Origin of the sequence: Acinetobacter sp. WCHA45 (assembly GCF_002165255.2) — a bacterium.
Classification (GTDB): Bacteria; Pseudomonadota; Gammaproteobacteria; order Pseudomonadales; family Moraxellaceae; genus Acinetobacter.
In genome coordinates this window covers 1,436,937-1,458,541 of sequence record NZ_CP028561.1, presented here as the reverse complement: position 1 = coordinate 1,458,541, position 21,605 = coordinate 1,436,937, and the positions used below count along the sequence as shown (strand labels likewise).

Below are 21,605 nucleotides of genomic sequence, written 5' to 3'. Positions count from 1 at the left end.
TAAACAAGATTTGATTTTTATGCAACATATTGCATAATTCTGATGAGTCATTTTTTATTACGGATCATCATGTCACTTGCCCATGTTTTATTGACGAGCTTATTAGAGAAACCAAGTACAGGTTTTGATTTAGCTCGTCGTTTTGACCGTTCAATGGGCTTCTTTTGGAACGCGACTCATCAGCAAATTTACCGCGAACTTAATGGAATGCTGAAAAAAGGATGGATTTCTACATTAGAAGAACAAGCTGCCAATAGCCGTAAAAAAACTTATCAAGTTGAACAACTAGGCAGAATAGAACTTGCTGCATGGATTCAACAACAAAGCGAGCCTGCTCAACTTCGTGATGACCTCATGGTTAGATTAAGAGCAGAAGCACAGCTTGGCGGCAATAATATTTTGCCTGAACTTGAACGACATCTAGAACTTCATAAAGAAAAACTTAGTCTTTATCAAACAATCCATGACAAAGACTTTAAAAATAATGAACCCACTAATCGTGTCTTATTTATTCATAAAATGATTCTGGAACTCGGTATCATTAAAGAAATCGAATGGATAAGATGGTTAGAACAAATGATTCCTCAGCTTCAAAAGTTCGAACAAACAAACGAAATTGGAGAAAAATAATGCTGTTTTATACCATGCCTGACCAAGAAAAATTATTTGTACGTCGTGTGGGTGAAGGTGAACCTGTACTCGTACTTTCAGGACTAGGTATGCAAAGCTGGCAATGGCTTCCTTTTTTATTTGCGAGTCGCAAAAAATACGAATTTATTATTCCAGATTGGCGTGGTTTTGGTGGTTCAAAAGATTGTGCTATACCAAATACCGATGCCATTTCGAGTCATTGGAATGATATAGATGCACTTATTAAACAATTAAAATTAGACCAATTTATCCTGATCGGTTATTCCATGGGTGCAACCACAGCCATGCATGGTATGAAACATGCTGATTTAGGGTCAAAACTCAAAGCCTATTTACATATCGATCAAACGCCAAAGATTTCGGTCGATGAAACTTGGCAGTATGGGTTATTTGGTCAGAAACATTTGCAATTTAAAAACTTACTCCTTGATATTCAAACTTTATTATTGGAATACAAAGACGCTGTAATACTGGAAGATTTACCCAAAGAAATACGTTTTAAGCTAGTCAGTTTATGGGCTGGATTCATTGAGTTTCAAAGCAGCAACAATTACAGCCCTAAAATTTTCAAACTCGCATTACATCGCCCATTCTTACAAAAGTATTTACTCCCAATTCAACTTCTAGATTACTTGCTTTGGTATGTAGAGAACTATTTAAATCACGATGAAGATTATCGTGAAGCAATCAGTCATGTTGATTGTCCAACAACCTTCTTTATTGGTCGTGAATCTACGCTTTACCCTGAAACAGGACAAACACTGATTGCGAACTCATTAAGCAATGCAACAGCCGTTTACTTTGAGCGTTCAGGGCATACACCACTAATTACTGAACCTAGAAAATTTAGTCAGGAAATTGGCAATTTTTTACGAGAAACATAATTTACTTAGGCTATTTTTCACCTAAAAATAGCCAGCTTATTTATAAACTGGCTATTAAACTAATTTAATGACTTCTCATCTGCTCGGCCACATCCAGCAATAATTGTTCAGTTTTATCCCAACCTAAACAGCCATCTGTCACAGACTGGCCATAAGTCATATTGCAAGAAATTTTTTGATTGCCATCCACTAAATGACTTTCAAGCATTACACCACGAACTTTCGACTCAGTACGTTCTGCAATGATTTGCTTTAAAACATTCGGTTGTTGTAATGGGTCTTTGCCACTATTGCCATGACTACAATCAATCACTAATGCAGGTAAATGCTTATGTTTGAAATGCATCGCTTGAATCGAAGCCAAATCATAGTTGGTACCCTGATTTGAACCACGTAAAATTAAATGTGGTAAAGGATTTCCATTGCTATGCAAAATTGCAGGTAAACCTTGTTGGGTCATACCTAAGAATTGATGACCATGCAGTGCAGACTGAATCGCATCCAAAGCAATTTGGATTGAACCATCTGTACCATTTTTGAAGCCGATACTGTAAGGCATATGGCTAGAAATTTCACGATGAATCTGTGATTCACTGGTACGTGCACCAATTGCACCCCAAGCCAGTAAATCATCAAAATAACCTGTTGCCATTGGGCTTAAAATTTCGCTAGCAATCGGCAAGCCTTTTTCGATGAGTTGTAAGTAAAGTGCACGAGACTTTTCTAAACCAAGTTGTAAATCTGATGATCCATCTAAATTTGGATCATATAAGAAACCTTTCCAACCCACGGTAGTACGCGGTTTTTCAATATATGCACGCATCACCAAGAATATTTGATCTTTTACTTGTTCTTGTAGTTGTTGGAGGCGATCAGCATATTCGAGTACCGCGATAGGATCATGAATCGAACAAGGACCCGTGATCACCATTAAGCGATGATCATGCCCAGATAAAATATTCTGAATCGTTTGGCGATGTTTTGAAATTTGCTGCGCTAAAGTTGCAGACAAGGGATACTGTGCTTTGAGTTGTGATGGCAAGCTAAGTATTAATTCTTTTGAATGAGTGTGTGGTTGTGTCAAAGCAGTATTTAAAGCATTCATTTTCAATTCCTTTGGACTGACCTTCTTCGCAGTCCTATCATTTATTTGAGCAAGTGTGATCTAAGTGATGTTGATTTTTTTGCAAAGTAAAACCAAGAAATCTTGCTAAAATATGAATAATTGAATGTATACATGGTATTTCTCCTAAAATCATGATTGTTAAAGCATAAAAAAACCTGATCGGTGTTGCCGATCAGGTATTAACTGGTTGGGCAACCCTTTTTTGCTGCCCGAAACGCATCAGGCAACTACATATATTGCCAAAAATAAAAGTATGCGTTTGTGTTTACAGTATGCTTTAACATGTTTATTTCAAATATCTAAAAAACTGTTCCTAACACTTAAATTACGCACTATTTCAGCATTTGACAAGTGTTTTTGAAAAATATTTTGTAGCATTTAACGTACCAAACCATGTGGTTGTAAAATAATTAAGCTTGCACCACACAAAACAATCATTCCTCCTAATATATCCCATCGAGTTAATAACACCTGATCAACATAACGTAACCACATCAATGCCGTGAAAATATAGATACCACCATAAGCCGCATAAATACGCCCTGACGCAGCAGGATGCAAAGCCAGTAACCAAACAAAGACGGCTAAGCTTAACGCCGTAGGAACCCATAACCAATGCGACTTTCCTTGATTCAAAATTAAATAAGGAAAATAACAACCTAAGATTTCAGCGATTGCTGTGACGAAAAATAACCCAAATACTTTAAGTACTTGGGTTATAGAGAAAGAGAGTTCAAACATTAAGCAGGTTCAGCACTCGGGTTAATATGATCTTCAAATACTTCCAATTTTAAACCAATGTCTTTGCCATTTTCTGTTTTCACAGAAACCGCAACGTTACCACCATGCTCAGCAAGCTCACCAAATAAAATCATCTCAGCAAGTGGCTTTTTCAGATGCTCTTGAATCAGACGTTGCATTGGACGAGCACCCATCAGACGGTCATAACCATTAGCTGACAACCAATCACGAGCGCTTTGATCAACATCAAGTACCACTTGTTTCTCATCAAGCTGCGCTTGCAACTCAGTCAAGAATTTATCTACAACTGAGTCGATAATCGTAGTCGGAAGTGCTTTAAATTGAATAACACCATCCAAACGGTTACGGAATTCTGGCGAGAACGCACGTTTCATTGCATCCTGATTGTCCGCACTATGATCTTGTTCAGTGAAACCAATACTTGCGCGAACAATACTTTCTGCACCGATGTTAGTCGTAAGAACAATGATCACATTTCTAAAATCAGACTTACGGCCATTGTTATCTGTTAAAGCACCATGATCCATGACTTGTAACAACAAATTGAATACATCTGGATGTGCTTTTTCAATCTCATCAAGCAAGAGTACACAATGCGGATTTTTATGAATCGCATCTGTCAGCAAACCACCTTGATCATATCCAACATAGCCTGGAGGCGCACCGATCAAGCGAGAAACTGCATGGCGCTCCATATATTCAGACATATCGAAACGAACCAACTCGACACCGAGCAATTTCGCCAGTTGTTTCGTAACCTCGGTTTTACCCACACCTGTTGGACCTGCAAAGACAAAACTTCCCACTGGTTTATCTGGTGCTTTCAAACCTGCACGAGATAATTTGATCGCTGATGCAAGTGCTGTAATCGCTTCATCTTGACCAAATACAACACGTTTAAGATCACGTTCCAAATTCTCAAGTACAGTCTTGTCATCTTTAGATACTGTTTTCGGTGGAATACGCGCAATCTTAGAAACGATGTCTTCGATATTTTCAACCGAGATGGTTGTACCATCGACTTCAGCTTTCAAACGGCGTTGTGCACCAGCCTCATCAATCACATCGATCGCTTTATCTGGTAAAAAACGATCATTGATAAATTTAGCTGACAACTCAACAGCAGCAACAAGAGCTTTATCATCGTATTCAACATGATGGAAATCTTCGAACTTGCTTTTCAAGCCACGTAAAATTTCAATCGTTTCACCAATACTTGGTTCATTCACATCGATCTTTTGGAAACGACGAGACAAGGCATGATCTTTCTCGAATACCTGACGATACTCTTGGAAAGTTGTTGAACCAATACAACGCAAAGTACCATTCGCTAATGCAGGCTTAATTAAATTCGATGCATCCATAGTGCTGCCCATACTCGAGCCTGCACCAATGATCATATGAATTTCGTCAATGAATAAAATCGCATTTGGATTCTTTTTCAAAGCATTCAACAACTGTTTTAAACGTTTTTCAAAGTCACCACGATATTTAGTCCCTGCAACCAAAGCACCAATGTCTAAGCTATAAACTTCAGCATTCGCAAGTGGTTTCGGTGCCTTGCCATTTACAATCAGCCAAGCTAAACCTTCCGCAATTGATGTTTTACCTACACCCGGATCACCAACAAGCAACGGATTATTTTTACGACGTCGACATAAAATTTGTGCTGCACGCTCAATTTCTTTTTCACGTCCAATTAAAGGATCAGTTTTGCCCTTTTGTGCTTCGATATTTAAGTTAAGCGTGTATTGCTCAAGTGGCCCAGCATTTGCTGAAGCTGCACTTTCACCTTCAATATCTTCAACTTCTTCTTCAACTTGAATCTCATCTTTACGAGTGCCATGAGATAGGTATTGAGTCAAAGTTAAACGGTTAATTTGATGACGTTTAAGTAAATAAACCGCGAACGAATCTCGTTCTGAATACATTGCAACTAGAACATCTGCACCTTCAACCGTACGGTCACCACCACTCGATTGAACATGGAAAATTGCACGTTGCAAAATTCGATCAAAGCTCTCAGTTGGATGAGGCGCCTGTTCACTATTATCACCAAGTTTTGGGCTATGTTGCTCTACATATTCCTCTAATTCTTTACGCAATGTAACGATATCAGCACCACATGCTTTTAACGCATTGACTGCTGAATCATTATCAAGTAAAGCAAGCAACAAGTGTTCAACAGTCAGAAACTCATGTCTCTTTTGACGAGCCATGCTAACAGCCAAACGTAACGATACTTCTAATTGACGACTGAGCATGCAACCCCCTTATATTTTGTGCTTCATCTAAAAGGATAATATTAGAATAAGCTGGTATTAACTTGGTTTGTCTGAGGCTTTAAAGCGTTATCTAGTATACGTTTACAATAACACTTTACTTCATAATCTACAGTTAGCATTACTTGAGTATCTTGGTCAAGATTCAAAACAAAGTATTGTTGTAAAATTTCGATTACAAAGAGAATAAGACTTGCCTAGTCGCTCAAAAAGACAGCAAATCTATTCTTTATTTATGAAAGCGTATTCAACCTATGAGAAATTTTAATATGCTATGATCTTAGTTAAAACCTAACAAATCATGTATAGGTTGAATATAAAGATTGTCAGTATATTGATTCATATTTTTAGCACAAAACAATATATGTCTTAATTTACCGCTTAAATCACATATCGAAAGATAGCCTTGTTTTCTAAAGACCCATTCGCGAGATATGGTTACTGAAAGTGATATTCAGCAGCTTTTTTACGCTTTCACTCTTAGCTCATGAGCCATATATGACGCAAGTGCATTGCTTTTTTAACACTGTTACTCGCAACAAAGTTGCTCGTTTTGCGCTCGGAACAAAGCTTTGCTTTTTTAACGCTTTCACTCCCAACACAGTTGCTCGTCTTGCGCAGCTAAAAAGCTTCGCTTTTTTTAACGCTGCTCAGGTTCGATCTGACACAATAATGGATGGCCTTGAGATCGTGCAAAGTTATTCACTTGATTCGCTTTTGTTTCTGCAATATCACGTGGATAAATACCTGCTGTTCCTTTGCCTTCATAATGAACTGTCAACATCACCTGACTTGCTTGATCAAGATTCATTCCAAAATAGCTTTGTAGTACCTCAATAACAAAATCCATCGGTGTGTAATCATCATTCAGTAAAACAACAGCGTATAATGGCGGTTTTTTTAATTCAGGTGGTGCTGTCTGAACAATGACTTCACCATCATGATCCTCTTGCGAGTCACTTAAACGTGGATTTAAGTGCCAATCGACATATTCAGATTGATGAAAGGCATTTTTCACTTCACTTAAATTCATTTGACGTTTATATCTTCGCATATCCAGTTCTTACTAAATTTTATTGGGCATTTGCTTCAGCTTGAGGAATTTCTGATACAAAAGCAGAACTCACATCAACAGGTTGACCACGTTGCCAACTAAAGCGTTTAATCACTGGTGTAGCTGAACCAGATAAGCGAACTTCAATAAACTGAGGTGTGAAACCTTTAGGCATGGTCCAGCGCCCAGTCAACCGTTCAAAATCATCGAAATTAAAATTGGCATCTTCTAATGGCACAACCAAAACTTCAGTATCTTTAATTAATCTTAACTCAACACTACCAACAGCTCGACGTTTATTTGGGCTTACTTGAACCAAGTCCAGTTGATATTCAAAAGCATTTTCGGGTAAAGATTTAATCGCTAAATTTTGTACAGTTAAGCTAACACCACCACGTTGTCTTAAAATTTCACGATAAATGGCGTTCATACTTTCAAACTGAGTTTTATCAGCATTAGCTTGATTAATACCTTTAAATAAATCATCGGCATTACTAACCGCCATATCACGTTCTTGAACAGCAGCATTTAAACTCTTACTAACAGAATCCAAAGTGGTTTTTTGCTTTTGTACAACATCAACAAGTTGTTGAGCATCTGCATCATAACCAACAACAGTCAAACCTTGACGATGCCCAACAGTATATCCCAACATAAAACTACTACCAATCAGTAATGTAGCAGCAATCACTAAGGGCAAATTCGTCTTGAGGAATTTATTTTTTTTAACGGAACTTTCTGGTGAAGTAGTCGGTTCAGCGTTTTCCATCATCATCTCTATCGTTATGATTTACATCAAAGCACACATTTAAATCCAAATTTAAATGTGTGTGAAGTAAAAAAGCGTTTTTTATGGTAATAAACCAATACCTTCTAAACCAGCAGCTTCATCAAAATTGAACATTAAATTCATATTTTGAATCGCTTGACCTGCTGCACCTTTCACTAAATTGTCTTGCGCAACTAATACGATCAATTTATTTGGTTGAGGTTGATATAAAGCAATACGTAGCTCATTTGCACCGCGCACACTACGTGTTTCAGGCGAACTATTTGCTGGCATTACATCAACAAAACGTTCATTTTCATAGAAACGCTCATACAATGCTTGTAGATCTATATTCTGAGCTTGCTCAGTTAAATCGACATAAATTGTACTCAACATACCACGAATCATCGGTACAAGATGTGGAACAAAAATAAGATGATTAAATTGTCCCTTTTGACCCGAAATGTTTTCTAAAGCTTCAACAATTTCTGGATGATGACGATGTCCAGCGACACCATAAGCTTTAAAATTATCAGCATTTTCACTGTAAATCATGCCTAAACTAGCTTTGCGACCTGCGCCCGATACACCAGACTTTGCATCGATGATAATACTTTGCGGATTGATCAATTTTTCTGAAGCTTTTAGTAAAGGAGCTAAACCCAACTGTACTGTTGTTGGGTAGCAACCAGGATTACCAATCACTTGAGCTGTTCTAATTTTTTCACGATTTAGTTCAGTTAAACCATACACTGAATCGACTAATACATCTGGACAGCTATGTTGCATGCAGTACCATTTTTCAAATTCAGATAGATTTTGCAATCGAAAATCTGCAGCAAGATCAATTACTTTAACATTAGAAGCTATCAACTCTTCCGCATGTTGCATTGCAACTCCATGTGGCGTTGCAAAAAAAACAACATCACACTGCTTTAATGCATCTAGGTCAAGATCGGAGAACGCTAAATCTGTATGCCCTCTTAAGCTTGGAAACATATCTGCAACACGTTTTCCTGCTTCAGTTCGAGATGTTAAAACACGTACTTGGGCTTGTGGATGCCTTAATAAAAGACGTAATAATTCGACGCCTGTATATCCAGTTCCACCGACGATGCCAACAAAAATCACGTGCTCTACCTCAAACTATAAATAGTGGTTGTAGTATGGCAGTTTGACGCCATTTCCACAATCCATAACCCTATAAGTTATATAGCATTTCTAAGTTACAACTTGAGGGATTGATTTTGTATCTAGCTAAAGTTAGTAAAAATATAAAAATTTCTAAAAACAAAAATGTAAATTTAACAACTTATTTTTCACTTAACTGGTCGCTATAACATTAAAAACAGTGTAAAAGTTCTGTCAAATTGTTTTATATAAATTCAATTTTACCACTGGTCAAGAAATACTATTGAATCATCTAAGTATTCGCATAGAATAAAAACCATGCGGTAATAATAAATTTCATGGATGCTAAATTTTGGAGAGCTGGAATGCCTTCTTTGAGATCAAAACAAAGATTAAATCAATACATCAGTTTAGGCGTAAGCAGTATTTTTTTGCTTAGTCCAGCTTTTCTAGTAGGCTGTGGAAGCGGTGAAAGCGAGGCAAAATATGTCCCACCCACTCCAGAAGTTGTGATTCCAAAGCCTAAAAACTTCGATATTAAAGTTCCAGTAGAAATGCGTGATGTTATAGTCAAAGTATATGATAATTTTGATGATTCTTTAGTCATAGAACAAAATGTTAGTACTACTTCAAATCTCAGTATTACCTTACCGAAAGTACTTAATACGGATCATTTGTATAGAATTGAAATATCTACTACACCTAATTCATTAATTTATGATTTTCTCAATGGCCAATATAAAAACTTCTCTTTAACTTTTAATGCTTTAGTAGAAGTTAATACTAGCAATTTAACGCAACCAATCTATATAACCCCAAGCTCTGAAGCAATTTATCAACGTGCTATCGTAAGATCTGGTCAACTCCCTACAGACATCATTAACTCCAAACAAGTTAGTGCATTACAGCTACAATTTGCGACTAATGATGTCAACAGTGCCTTATTAAATGGCTTTTCAAATGTTGATTTACCAAACTTATCATCAAGCACAATACTTACTATTTTTAAATCAAATAACCTAACTGTTGCTACCATCAATAAATATATTAATACCTATTTAAACTTTGGCTACATTCAACAATGGTCAAGCTCCAACCCTGAAAATGCATTTGTTGAATTTACCAAGAACTTAGCAATCGATTTAAAAGATGGTTATTTAGATGGGAAAAAAATACATGGAGATCCTAGTCCACTTGTTTCATTAATTGACCCAGCCCCTGAAAATACAGATCCAAATAAAAACACTTTAATTAACATAGCAGAAAATCAAAAAAATATTAGAGATCAATATGCTGGATTATTAAAAAGTGCAGTACTAAAACTCGCCACAAAGTATGAGCAACAAACATCTAATCCACTTGGATATATACAACTCGAACAAAAAATATACTCAGGTACCGATCCAAAAATGCAAGCTACAGATGTTTTCAGAGTAGCGGGGGCTGGTGACTATAGAAGAGCTGTAGGCTTTGCCGTTAATAGTTCAACATCAAAATGTCTAGATTCAAATTATTTATGCCAATCTGGTGTAACCGGAATTAATACTGTCTTTAATCCCAATTTACCTTCTATCGAATATTTAATTGGCAGTTACGAAGATAAAATTAACGATTGCAAACTAAATATCAGAGCTAACGGCGTTTTAGAACTACAAAAAGGTACTCAAATCTTCACTTCTAAGCTTGATGGGGATAGTACTGATAATTTAATGCTCATCAATAATACAGGTCAAGATTACCTACTCAATAGTAGTTCTACTGACATCGACTTTACTTTACAAAAGTACAAGTTTATTCAAATAAAATTAAATGGAAATCAAGTATTAACTGCTAGTGCAGGTCTAGATACTCGCAAGGCACCTGATCAACTACAAACAACCCAACTTGAATGTAGTTTTATTTGATTTAGTACCACCACGCAGGCAATTGAATACTTTTTAATTGCCTGCGATTTTCGATATAACTTTCATCATACTTCGCCACTTCACCCCAAAACGCTGCACTATGATCAAAATACTTCGTATGTGCTAATTCATGTATACACACTGATCGTACATTATGCATCGGCATTAATACTAATCCCGCGTTAAGCATAATGTCATGTTTTGAACTACAACTTCCCCAACGTGTCTTTGGCTTTCTCACCGTGCATTCGCCATATTGTAAGCCCGTCTGCTCACTTATTAAGTTTAAATATTCTGGTAAAAACTGTTTCGCATATGCTAATACAGCAGCTTTTAAAGCTAATTCAGGGCTTTCATTTCGAATAAATAAAATATGTTGTTCCCAGTTAAATTTAAAAATATGACGTTGCTGTTGCTGAATAATTTGAAATGGTTGCAAATGATAAAATAAAACAAGTTGTTCAGGAAAATTTATAGTCTGATTAAATTGTTCTTGTTGTTTATTCCATGTCTCTAATAACCATTGTTCAGACTGTTGCAGAAATTGCTGAATCTGCCGCTTTGTAGAAAAGATAGGGGCTGTTAAACGAATACCTGTAGGTTCAACACGCAAACGCAAATTTCTCGCTCTTGCATGTCGAACTACTTTAATTTCAGGCAATTGTGTTTCAAGCGAAACTGATTGCATTACTGTGCCGTACGTTCTTCAATACCATTATTGGTTGCAACAATCGCAATACTAGCTGCATTCAAAGCAAAAATTCCATTGGTTACCACACCTGGAATATTGTTGATCGTTTTCTCTAAATCAAGTGCGTTCAAAATATTTAAATTAAAAACATCTAAGATAACGTTACCATTATCAGTAACAACACCTTCGCGATAAACAGGATCACCACCTAAAGCTACGATTTTACGTGCAACTGCAGAACGCGCCATTGGAATGACTTCGATAGGAAGTGGAAAATCACGACCTAATTGCTCTACCCACTTTGAGTCGTCAACAATACATACAAATTTCTTAGCAATTGAAGCAACGATTTTTTCACGAGTTAATGCAGCACCGCCTCCTTTAATCATATGCATATGACGGTCAATTTCATCTGCACCATCGACATAGGCATCCAAACCACCTACCGAGTTCATATCAACCACTTCGATACCTAATTTTTTAAGACGTTCAGCTGTTGCATTAGAACTTGCTACGGCTGCTTCCAATTGCAACTCTGGTAATAGATCAATTAAAAAATTAACAGTACTTCCAGTTCCTACGCCCAAAATGCCGCCTTTAGGCAAATGTTTCAATGCTGCTTTTGCCGCAGCTTGTTTTTTTTCATCTTGGGTTGCATATAGACTCATGACTTCACTCAACTATTTTGACATTTGCTGCAAGAAAACAGCGCAAATGCACAGGGGTTTGCTACAATGATTGCCTATTTTAAACTGTTATAGGGAAGATGAACATGCTGTCTCGTGTGGTACGACAAATTTTACAAGCAACGGTTTATGACGTTGCGATTGAAACACCGCTTGAAGCAGCTCCACGAATTAGTCAAAAAATTAACAATAACATTCGATTTAAACGTGAAGATTTACAACCTGTATTCTCTTTCAAGCTACGCGGTGCTTACAACAGGATTAGCCAACTTCCTAAAGATCAACTCGATCGAGGTGTGATTTGCGCATCAGCAGGTAACCATGCACAAGGTGTTGCACTGTCTGGAAAAAAATTAGGCATTCCAGCCATTATTGTCATGCCAAGCACGACCCCTGACATCAAAGTACAAGCGGTTAAAAACTTAGGTGGACAGGTTGTTTTACACGGCGATAGTTTTGATGTTGCCAATAAATATGCCAAACAACGTGCAGAAGATGAAGGATTAGTTTTTATCCCACCTTATGACGATGAACTCGTGATTGCTGGTCAAGGAACGATTGCCAATGAATTATTGCGCCAATGGCGTGATGTTGAATATGTTTTCGTTGCTGTCGGTGGTGGCGGGCTCATTGCGGGTGTTGCAGCCTATCTTGGTGAAGTTGCGCCACATGTCAAAGTCATTGGTGTTGAATATGAAGAATCTGCGTGCCTAAAAGCTGCTCTTGAATCCAATGAACGCGTGATTCTGCCACATGTGGGTTTATTTGCGGATGGTACAGCCGTTGCTCAAATTGGTGAATTGCCTTTTGAAATGATCCGCCTATCTAAGTCAGATAATTCTGGTCCAATTGTTGATCCAACAATTGTTACGGTCAATACCGATGAAATCTGTGCCGCAATCAAAGATACCTATGATGAAAATCGCAGTATCGTTGAACCATCAGGGGCGATGGCCTTAGCTGGGATCAAAAAATACGTTACCGAACATCAGCTCACTGGAAAGAACATGGTTTCAATTGTTTGCGGTGCAAACATGAACTTTGATCGTCTCCGTTATATTGCTGAACGTACTGAATTGGGTGAACGTAAAGAAGCAATCTATGCCGTCACCATTCCTGAGCAAAAAGGCGCATTTCTTAATTTCTGCCGTGCTCTACAAGGTCGTAATATTACTGAGTTTAACTATCGTGCCAGTGATGATAGCCAAGCTCAAGTATTTGTTGGGATTAGCTTAAAAGGTGGCGAAGTTGAACGTCACGAAATCCATGAATTACTCAAGCAACAATATGATGTCGATGATTTATCCGATGATGAAGTTGCAAAACTGCATATTCGTTACTTAATTGGTGGTCATGCCAATCTTGAAAATGAACGCTTGTTCCGTGTTGAATTTCCAGAGCGCCCAGGTGCCCTACTGACTTTCTTGGAGCGTCTAGGTCCAACGCATAACATCACCCTATTCCATTATCGTAATCATGGTGCAGCCGAAGGTCGTGTTTTAGTCGGTTTACAAGCAACTGATGCAAAACAAAATCCAGATGGGCTGATTGAAACCTTAGAGCAAATCACATATCCATATGCCGAAATTAGCGATAATATTGGATATAAACGCTTCCTTAAATAAATCACCTTATCATTTAAAGCCGACATCATGTCGGCTTTATTTTTACCCAGTGATCTTGATCTTTTATATGTGATCGCAAACAAAATCATTACAAACAGATCAATTAATCCACCTTAAAATGAAGAAAAAGACATTTTTATCATTTAGTTAAGGATTGTTATGGCACAGTTTGCAGTCATTGGTTTAGGTAGTTTTGGAGCAACTGTTGCCTTAGAACTGACTAAACTCAATCATGATGTGATTGGGATCGACACCATTAAACGAAATGTAGAGAGCTTAGCTGATCGCATTACCCATGCTGTGATTGCAGATGCAACCGATGAACATGTATTAGAAGAACTGAATATCCAAAATTGTGATGCCGTCGTGGTCGCGATTGGTGAAGATATTGAAGCCAGTATTCTTTGTGTTTTAAATCTAAAAAATTTAGGGGTGGATAAAATCCTCGTTAAAGCCAAAACTAAAGCCCACCACACTATCCTCTCCCATTTAAACGTCAGTAAAATTATTCACCCTGAAGAAGATATGGGTGTGCGGGTTGCTCAAGCGTTAAATTATCCCATGGTTAGCCGTTATATGGCTTTGGATGATGATCGTTATATTGTCAAAGTTCCAGTACAAGCAAAGCTGAATCATGTGAATTTATCGGGCATCCTAAAACAAGAACCCAATATCAAACTTTTATTACTTAAACGTGATCAACAAATTCTATATGAAACAGATGTGAATTTTACTCTACAGGCTGGAGACGTACTTATTTTAGAAGGCTCGCTCAGCCATCTCCGAAAGCTTTCAGGATGTTTTGTATAAAATGACGATAAAAATAAATACTCAAAAAATTTTTAACTTAAGTCCACCCTCCTTATTAGCGATTGGGTTTCTAAGTTTTATTATCATTGGAACACTATTACTCAAACTCCCTATCGCCAATAAAGGCAATTTGAGCTGGATGGATGCCTTATTTACAGCAACATCGGCTGTAACCATTACAGGTTTATCTGTAGTGAATTTAAATGAGTCTTTTAATCATCTCGGGCAAGTTATTATTCTTTTATTAATCCAAACAGGTGGTTTGGGTTTTATGACTTTTGCTATTTTGGCAGCCTTAAGTCTAGCGCCTAAACTCGGGCTCAAACAACAAATGATGGCACAAGATAGCTTAGGTCAAACCAGCTTATCTAAGGTTACCTTTGTGGCAAAAGGTGTGGTGATTTATACACTTTTTTTTGAACTGATTGGCGCTATTATCTTAAGTACTTCTTTTATACCTATTTATGGCTTTGACCGTGGATTATATTATTCAATTTTCTACAGTATTTCTGCATTCAACAATGCGGGTTTTTCGCTATTCAATAACAGCTTAATAAATTTCCAAGGTCATTATCTTATCTGTTTAACCATTAGTACGCTATATACGTTAGGTGGAATTGGTTTTCTTGTTTTAATTGACGTTAAACAAAATAAACGTTGGAATAAACTTACACCGAATAGCAAGCTAATCCTCAGTGCAATCGCAACACTAAATATTGTGGCTTTTATTTTGATTTGGCTTTTAGAAGCCAACAATCCACTTACTTTAGGTTCAATGAATATTGGTGAACAAGCCATGAATGCTTGGTTCCAAGCGACAGTACCTCGTTCATCGGGATTCAATACTATTGATACAGGGTCGATGGAACACAGTACAACACTGCTCACGATGCTATTGATGTTTATTGGTGGCGGTTCACTGAGTACCGCAGGTGGTATTAAAGTTGGTACTTTTGTAATATTGCTGTTGTGTGTGATTTCATTTCTACGGCGTAATGAAGAAATTCGTATTTTCAATCATTCAGTTTCGCAGGAAACCACCTATAAAGCGCTTGCCATGACAGCAATTACAGGTATGTTAGTGTTTATCGGCTGTTTCACAATTTTCTTACTTGAACCTAAACTGGATGTTTTAGATCTTATGTTTGAGGTTGTTTCGGCTGCATGCACTGTTGGGTTATCTCGTGGTGTTACAGGTGAATTGCATGACGGTAGCTTATTTGTTTTGAGCTTATTGATGTACACAGGTCGACTTGGGCCATTAACACTCGCCTACCTGATTGCTACACCAAAGAAAAGTCGTTTGAAACATGCAAATGCCAATATTCAGATTGGGTAGTTGATTGTTTTTTAAAAGATATTGATCCGCTCAATTATATCATTTATATTCATCGTTTCCGTATAAAGATAGACATAACTATGGCAATTCGCAATTTTAACAGTAAATCATAACTTACATACTAGATAAAAATTATCTATTCATACTGAACGTATTACTTCTGTTACCACAAGCTTACATTTTAAGCTTGTTCTCTTATTTTGTGCCATTTTTACCTTATTTATAGGATTCCTTTTATGAACCAAGAAGAAGTATATGCTGTATTTCAGCAAATTCATTTTTTTAATACTCAATTTCACGACAGCAAAGATCAACCACATTTAAAAGATTTTCACGAATTAATGCGAACCAGTAAAGATCGTTGTCAGTTGATGCTGCTCAAATTTGCTTCACCTGAATTAGTCTGGCTGAAAAAAGATACAAATGCTTTGGGGAATGAATATTTGATTGGTGCTGTGGGTCTAGCCGATACAGCAGCCGCACATATTCCCTTACATACATTGCAAGATGGTTTGTCTAAAGAACAGTTACGAGCTTGGAATATTATTTAATTTTTAACTTAGGGAAATATCCTGATGGAACAACAAATTAGTTTAACCGCATTTATAAAAGATTTTCTTTGGAACAACTTTTGGCATATTAATGGCATTGCATGGCTACTCATTATTTTATTTATTCTTTTTTCATTTTTTTGGGTTAAAAGTATCATTAACAAAGAGTTATCAACTCCATCTAAATTTGCTCCTAGTGTGATGACAGCAGCAGGCTTATTAGGCACATTTATCGGTTTGACTTTCGGGTTAAAAGATTTAGATTTACAAGACCCTAAAGCAATGCAAGATTTAATTGATGGCTTAAAATTAGTTTTTGTTTATTCTTTAGTTGGTGTCTTCTCTGCAATTTTATTCATGTTATTGAATATGATTCCAACAGCAATGCAAAATCGAAAAAATAAAATACGTTCAGATCAAATCAAGCAAGATGCTAAAGCACATAATCAGCATATCATCAGCTTACAAAAGAATCAGACTGATGCCTTAAACCATTTGATTGAACTACAAGGACAACAACTCGATAATCAAAAATTAATGCAGCAAGATATTGCCAAGTTACAATTTGATAATAACAATGAGGAATTAGGACGAATCATTACACAAGGTATTGTAAATGGTTTATCTCCTTTACTCATGGAAATTAAAACAGCCGTTGCCGACCAAGGTACGGAAGCGATTAAAAAAGTTTTGGAAGATCTAAAAACTGAAATTCTCATTCCAATGAAAGGTGCTTTAGATAATACCAATACTGCTTTAGAAACGACTAATCAAGCAGTGAAAGATACTATTTCTGCCATTGAAGAATCTCAAAAACATAATACTAAACTGATTGCTGCGGTAGATGAAGCATCTGAAAAAATGCAAACAGCCAGTGAAAAAATGAATGGTTTAGTTGATAAAATTGATGGCACTGTTCAACACATGGACGAAATTCAAACTGAACAAAGAGTATCTTTGGATAGGTTTAATACTGATCTACAAGAAAATCTTAGCAGAATTCAGCCTGCAATTGAAAAAGGACTTGAAACAGCAAGTACCAGTTTAACCACTGCAATTGGAGCAGCAGCATTATTAATGCAAACTAGTATTTCTAATGCTTCAAATGAGATGGTCAAAAATATTCATGCTGCTTTGAATGAATCAGGTCAAAAACTAGAAAAAGCCGTCACAATTGCAACTACTGAATTAACTCGCTCGGTCACAGCAACCATTGAAAAACAAAATGAATCTATTAATGAATCATTTAAAAAATTCGATGCAGCTCAAGATAAACTCAATACTATTTTAAATACATTCTCTAGCGATATGAATGGTCATTTAGATCGTATGGCGACTGAATTAGAAGCTGTGGGGAAAAACGCTGAAAATATGATTAATTCAGCATCAAATAATTTAGAGAAAACGTTAGGTAATATTGATAATAAACTTCTCAATACGGCTAAAGTTTTAGAAGTATCCTTAGAAACATTCCGTATTCAATATCAGGAATCTTTGACTTCTTATCTCAATCAACAAACAGAAAACCTCAATGGTTTCCTTGAGCGTCAAAATGAGCAATTAGAACAAACTATTGGCGAACAACGTAAAGGTTTAGTTGAAATTACGAATAATTTAACTGAACAATTTAAGTTTATGGATGCCAAACAACGTGAAGTGAATACTGAAATTAATCGTTTAGTTTCTCGTATTGAAGCTATACAGGAGGCAATTATACCGAAAGTTCAAAGTATTGCGAAAGAACTAAATAAAGGTGAAGAAATATTAAGCCGTGAGTTAAGGCAATCTACTGCACATTTAACTACTGTTTCAGAAGCCTTAGAAAATATGGGGCGTAATTTACCAGAAGAATTTGCTAAAGCATTTAAAGAATTGGATAAAACTTATCAAGATGCATTTAAAGACCTTGATTCAGGTTTAAAACATGCTGTCAATAATTTAGGCAGTGCCGTAACTGGTGTAAATACGGCATTAAGTGCTTTAACCAATGCAGTACAACTGCACGACACTTTAAATCAACACTAATCAAAGGAAAATATCATGCTAGATGAAAATGAGTTTTCCGAACATGAAAGTGAATCTGCCACATGGATTGCTCTTGCCGATCTAATGACTGGATTAATGGCGATATTTTTAGTGATGTGTATGATTATCATGACCAATCAAGATCGTACACGTATTTTAATCATTCAATCAATCTCGGAGATTGCCAAACAAAAAAATATTAATATTAAAGTTGATCAGCAAACAGGAGATATTAGCATTACTGATAGTATATTGTTTGACTTAAATAAATCTACTTTGAACGAAGAAGGTAGAAACTTTTTAACAAGATTTGTTCCTATTTATAGTCAAGTATTATTTGAAAAATTACCTTCTGAACAGAGTAAACAAGTTTCTCGTATTATCGTAGAAGGACATACTTTGTTAGGCCCTACAGGTCAATATGCACCGAATATGCAGCTTAGTCTCAATCGAGCTTATGCAGTCGCCGCATTTGTTGAATCAATGCCAGATTTTTCTCATAAAGATGAGTTTTTAAAAAAACTTACGCCAGTTGGGCGTGGTTATTTAGATTCAAAGCCCTATAACCATCCAGAAGACCGAAAAGTAATTTTTACATTTCAATTTTCTTCTAAATTAAATCAACAAGAACTTATTTCTAACAGTTAAAGAGAATATCATGCTAGATGAAAATGAGTTTTCCGAACATGAAAGTGAATCTTCTACATGGATTGCTCTTGCCGATCTAATGACTGGATTAATGGCGATATTTTTAGTGATGTGTATGATTATCATGACCAATCAAGATCGTACACGAGTTTTAATTATTCAATCCGTAGAAAAGGCTATGAAAGAACAAGGTATTCCTGTTGAGATTGACCCCAAAACTGGTGATATTAGCATTGCCGAAAGTATTTTATTTCCTTATGCCTCTGCACAGCTTTCACCACAAGGACAATATTTTTTAGAGGAGTTTATTCCTGTTTATAGTAAAGTACTATTTAATGACCTTAGCCCTGAACAATTAGAACAGGTTTCCCGAATTGTGGTTGAGGGACACGGTAGCCGTGATAATAATACTAGTGCTGACTACGCAAAAAATATGACATTAAGTTTAAACCGTGCTAATGCTGTTGTACAGTATGTCAATAATATGCAGTATTTCCCAGCTAAACTACCATTCTTGCTAAAACTTACTCCTGTCGGTCGTGGCAATATTGATGCAAAAGATTATGATGATGCCAGTGACCGTAAAGTGGTGTTTAAATTCCAATTTGCATCGGAATTATTTAATACCACTAAAGATGAGCTTGTTCATTCAGAAAAAAATAATACTAAGAGTACCTCTATTTTCCCTAAGCCTTTACCTGTATCAGGAACGGTAAGAACATTTCATAGTCCAGCCGAAAGTATATTTTGTGGTTTCTTTATTCCATCTGATGAAAATATACCAACTAGTGTACGTTGCTATATTCGTGATGAATACAAATTTAATCTACCTAGATTAACAGATTGCCCTGTGCAAAAAAATGTATCTTTTACCCTGTGGGATGATATTGCGGAAACTCAGATACGTTGTAATGTCGCAGATAAAGTTGAACAAACAATTTTTGCTAATCGAAATAATAAGCAACAAGTTTTAGGCTATGGTGAAAAAATTAAAGCTGGTGGTATAGAATGTTGGTCAAGAGGAATTGGAATGACCTGTACCAATTCAAAAGGGAAAAGTTTTTCTATTGATGGTAATGGCATAAATCGCACACAATAGGTTATTGAGGTAAATATGAATTTTATTCGTCCAAATTTATTTGATTTTGCCAAAAACAGTACCTTAAAAAGTCAATTTAAAGGAACAAAAAGGATTGCAAAAGATTTAGGTATTCATTTTGATGATGCTGCAATTCAATCCCTTAATCCGCAAATCCTTTTTGATCAATTAACCAAAGGAAAAATTAATTTAGAGCTCATTCAAGTTTTTGCTTTAATGGGTTGGGAAAATCACCAATGGACGAGCAAAAATGGTAAAACTGCGATGCGAAACTGGTGGTTGTCCGCTTTGGATAAAGACCAACAAGGTGAATCTGTTTTTCGTCAGGTCATGTTATTACGGACGATTCTTGCAGATACAGAACGCTACCCTGCGCCTAAAAATGTGATTCAAACCTTGCGAACAGGTTTGGAAGATTTGATTCAATCAGGTGAATGGAAATATACCCATCATCTGGATGTATTGCAGGTACTTATTACCCAAAATGCTAAAAAACTGGCTGAAATTGCATTTAAACAAGAAAAATCTGTGATTGCTTTAATGCAAGAAGCAGGCTTCCCTCAAAGATTGCCAATTGTACAGGAAGCCGAAGTTAATTGGTTAGATCAATGGATTGCTTCTACAAAGTCAAAACGACAGATTCTACGACCAGCTTTAACCCAGATTTTAAACCCTACATTATCTTTGGAACGTCAAAAATGCTTCACTCAACAGATTCTAAATTCAACTACTTTACCCAAAGAGATTAGTGCATTAGAAAAACAGGTTGAGAACTTCCCCGAATTAGTCACATGGCTATCTACTTGTGCTAGAAATACAGAGTTTCAATCTGAACTGGTATTAAAGCACAATGAAAAGCAACGGTTGGCTTGCTGGATTGGTACAGGAAATTATGAAGCATTGCGTAAAATATTAATTGATATTGCCAATATTTATGATCAAGATACAGCAAATAAAACAGCCAATCGTTATATTTTTTGGAAAAACTATCAGGCACTTTTTCAGGAAGCATGGTTACTTTTACCAACAGCAATATTTGATAAAACTAACATCCATCTGAATAACATTAAAAAAATATCGACTTATTCCTATCCTGTGGTCGTTTTAAAAGTAATGGATAAATTTATTTTTCAATCATTTTTAGGAGATGCTTCACAAAATGACTTATTAATGACAGATGATATTTTTCAAGTTGAAAGAATACTTCATCAAAATATAGTAGATTATGAACAATTAAAAAATTTAAATTTAGTGCTTATACATGATCATGCTTTTAAATGGCAAACCGACTTAGCTTATACACTGGATAAACACTTTAATATTAAACCAAAAGATAAAATTGTATATTATATGGAGGGTAAATCACGTTATAGTCACTACTTACAAGAAGTAAATGAGAGTTACTTCAAACTTGAACGTGAGGATTGGAAAAATCTACCGCGTTGGGTGAAAAATAACAAGCATGATAACAAATACCCAGTACAGGTATTTAATCGAGCAGCCTTAACTGCCAAGCGTTACAATCTTATCTAAATTGCAAAAGATTCAGCCTAAAAACTGAATCTATT

The 21,605-nt window shown here is 36.2% G+C and carries 19 protein-coding genes and 1 pseudogene; 11 read left to right on the top strand and 9 right to left on the bottom strand.

Annotated features, from left to right (window positions below; translation table 11 throughout):
• Positions 1-69: 69 nt before the first annotated feature.
• Both CDG55_RS08460 and CDG55_RS08455 read left to right on the top strand, forming a co-directional pair.
• Positions 70-630 (top strand): PadR family transcriptional regulator, encoded by a 561-nt coding sequence (locus tag CDG55_RS08460; protein ID WP_087535801.1) that lies wholly within the window; start codon positions 70-72, stop codon positions 628-630.
• A complete protein-coding gene (locus CDG55_RS08455) occupies positions 630-1,535 on the top strand; it encodes an alpha/beta fold hydrolase (RefSeq protein ID WP_087535802.1) in 906 nt (301 codons plus the stop codon). Before CDG55_RS08460 ends, CDG55_RS08455 begins: the two co-directional genes overlap by 1 nt.
• A 64-nt stretch (positions 1,536-1,599) precedes the next feature.
• On the opposite strand, the gene CDG55_RS08450 is transcribed toward CDG55_RS08455, so the two are convergent.
• The 7 genes and pseudogenes from CDG55_RS08450 to argC all read right to left on the bottom strand — a co-directional run bounded on the left by CDG55_RS08450 (position 1,600) and on the right by argC (position 8,659).
• Positions 1,600-2,640, bottom strand: coding sequence for a 3-deoxy-7-phosphoheptulonate synthase (locus CDG55_RS08450; RefSeq protein WP_087535803.1), 1,041 nt, complete (start codon positions 2,638-2,640; stop codon positions 1,600-1,602).
• A 399-nt stretch (positions 2,641-3,039) separates the two neighbouring features.
• A complete protein-coding gene (locus CDG55_RS08445; protein ID WP_087535804.1) occupies positions 3,040-3,402 on the bottom strand; it encodes a YnfA family protein in 363 nt (120 codons plus the stop codon).
• A complete protein-coding gene (clpA, locus tag CDG55_RS08440) occupies positions 3,402-5,687 on the bottom strand; it encodes an ATP-dependent Clp protease ATP-binding subunit ClpA (RefSeq protein ID WP_087535805.1) in 2,286 nt (761 codons plus the stop codon). The genes CDG55_RS08445 and clpA overlap by 1 nt, the downstream gene beginning before the upstream one ends.
• A gap of 41 nt (positions 5,688-5,728) precedes the next feature.
• Positions 5,729-5,887 (bottom strand): annotated as a pseudogene (locus tag CDG55_RS15640) (ATP-dependent Clp protease adaptor ClpS); the annotation flags it as partial.
• A 458-nt stretch (positions 5,888-6,345) separates the two neighbouring features.
• Entirely contained in the window at positions 6,346-6,759 is a 414-nt protein-coding gene (gene clpS / locus CDG55_RS08430; RefSeq protein ID WP_162620834.1) for an ATP-dependent Clp protease adapter ClpS, read from the bottom strand.
• 19 nt (positions 6,760-6,778) lie between these two features.
• Entirely contained in the window at positions 6,779-7,528 is a 750-nt protein-coding gene (locus tag CDG55_RS08425) for a DUF6776 family protein (RefSeq protein ID WP_087535806.1), read from the bottom strand.
• Positions 7,529-7,609: 81 nt separating this feature from the next.
• Positions 7,610-8,659, bottom strand: coding sequence for an N-acetyl-gamma-glutamyl-phosphate reductase (gene argC, locus CDG55_RS08420; RefSeq protein WP_087535807.1), 1,050 nt, complete (start codon positions 8,657-8,659; stop codon positions 7,610-7,612).
• 365 nt (positions 8,660-9,024) lie between these two features.
• On the opposite strand from argC, the gene CDG55_RS08415 reads away from it, so the two are divergent.
• Entirely contained in the window at positions 9,025-10,563 is a 1,539-nt protein-coding gene (locus CDG55_RS08415; protein ID WP_087535808.1) for a hypothetical protein, read from the top strand.
• A gap of 1 nt (position 10,564) precedes the next feature.
• On the opposite strand, the gene CDG55_RS08410 is transcribed toward CDG55_RS08415, so the two are convergent.
• Entirely contained in the window at positions 10,565-11,251 is a 687-nt protein-coding gene (locus CDG55_RS08410) for a M48 family metallopeptidase (protein WP_087535809.1), read from the bottom strand.
• A complete protein-coding gene (gene rpiA, locus CDG55_RS08405) occupies positions 11,251-11,922 on the bottom strand; it encodes a ribose-5-phosphate isomerase RpiA (RefSeq protein WP_087535810.1) in 672 nt (223 codons plus the stop codon). The genes CDG55_RS08410 and rpiA overlap by 1 nt, the downstream gene beginning before the upstream one ends.
• 98 nt (positions 11,923-12,020) lie before the next feature.
• Here rpiA and ilvA point away from each other — a divergent pair, with 98 nt between their 5' ends.
• From ilvA to CDG55_RS08365, 8 genes are all read left to right on the top strand, one after another.
• Entirely contained in the window at positions 12,021-13,565 is a 1,545-nt protein-coding gene (gene ilvA, locus CDG55_RS08400; RefSeq protein WP_171287515.1) for a threonine ammonia-lyase, biosynthetic, read from the top strand.
• A 159-nt stretch (positions 13,566-13,724) separates the two neighbouring features.
• Positions 13,725-14,375, top strand: a complete 651-nt coding sequence (locus tag CDG55_RS08395) for a potassium channel family protein (protein WP_005160048.1) — start codon at positions 13,725-13,727, stop codon at positions 14,373-14,375.
• A gap of 1 nt (position 14,376) precedes the next feature.
• Positions 14,377-15,714, top strand: coding sequence for a TrkH family potassium uptake protein (locus tag CDG55_RS08390; RefSeq protein WP_087535812.1), 1,338 nt, complete (start codon positions 14,377-14,379; stop codon positions 15,712-15,714).
• A 236-nt stretch (positions 15,715-15,950) separates the two neighbouring features.
• Positions 15,951-16,265, top strand: coding sequence for a hypothetical protein (locus CDG55_RS08385; RefSeq protein WP_087535813.1), 315 nt, complete (start codon positions 15,951-15,953; stop codon positions 16,263-16,265).
• A gap of 24 nt (positions 16,266-16,289) precedes the next feature.
• The gene (locus CDG55_RS08380; protein WP_087535814.1) at positions 16,290-18,290 is read left to right on the top strand and encodes a hypothetical protein; all 2,001 of its coding nucleotides are present in this window, start codon (positions 16,290-16,292) and stop codon (positions 18,288-18,290) included.
• A gap of 15 nt (positions 18,291-18,305) precedes the next feature.
• Positions 18,306-18,938, top strand: coding sequence for an OmpA/MotB family protein (locus tag CDG55_RS08375; RefSeq protein ID WP_111313919.1), 633 nt, complete (start codon positions 18,306-18,308; stop codon positions 18,936-18,938).
• A 10-nt stretch (positions 18,939-18,948) separates the two neighbouring features.
• The gene (locus CDG55_RS08370) at positions 18,949-20,037 is read left to right on the top strand and encodes an OmpA family protein (RefSeq protein WP_087535816.1); all 1,089 of its coding nucleotides are present in this window, start codon (positions 18,949-18,951) and stop codon (positions 20,035-20,037) included.
• A gap of 15 nt (positions 20,038-20,052) precedes the next feature.
• Positions 20,053-21,570, top strand: coding sequence for a hypothetical protein (locus CDG55_RS08365; RefSeq protein ID WP_087535817.1), 1,518 nt, complete (start codon positions 20,053-20,055; stop codon positions 21,568-21,570).
• Positions 21,571-21,605 lie beyond the last annotated feature (35 nt).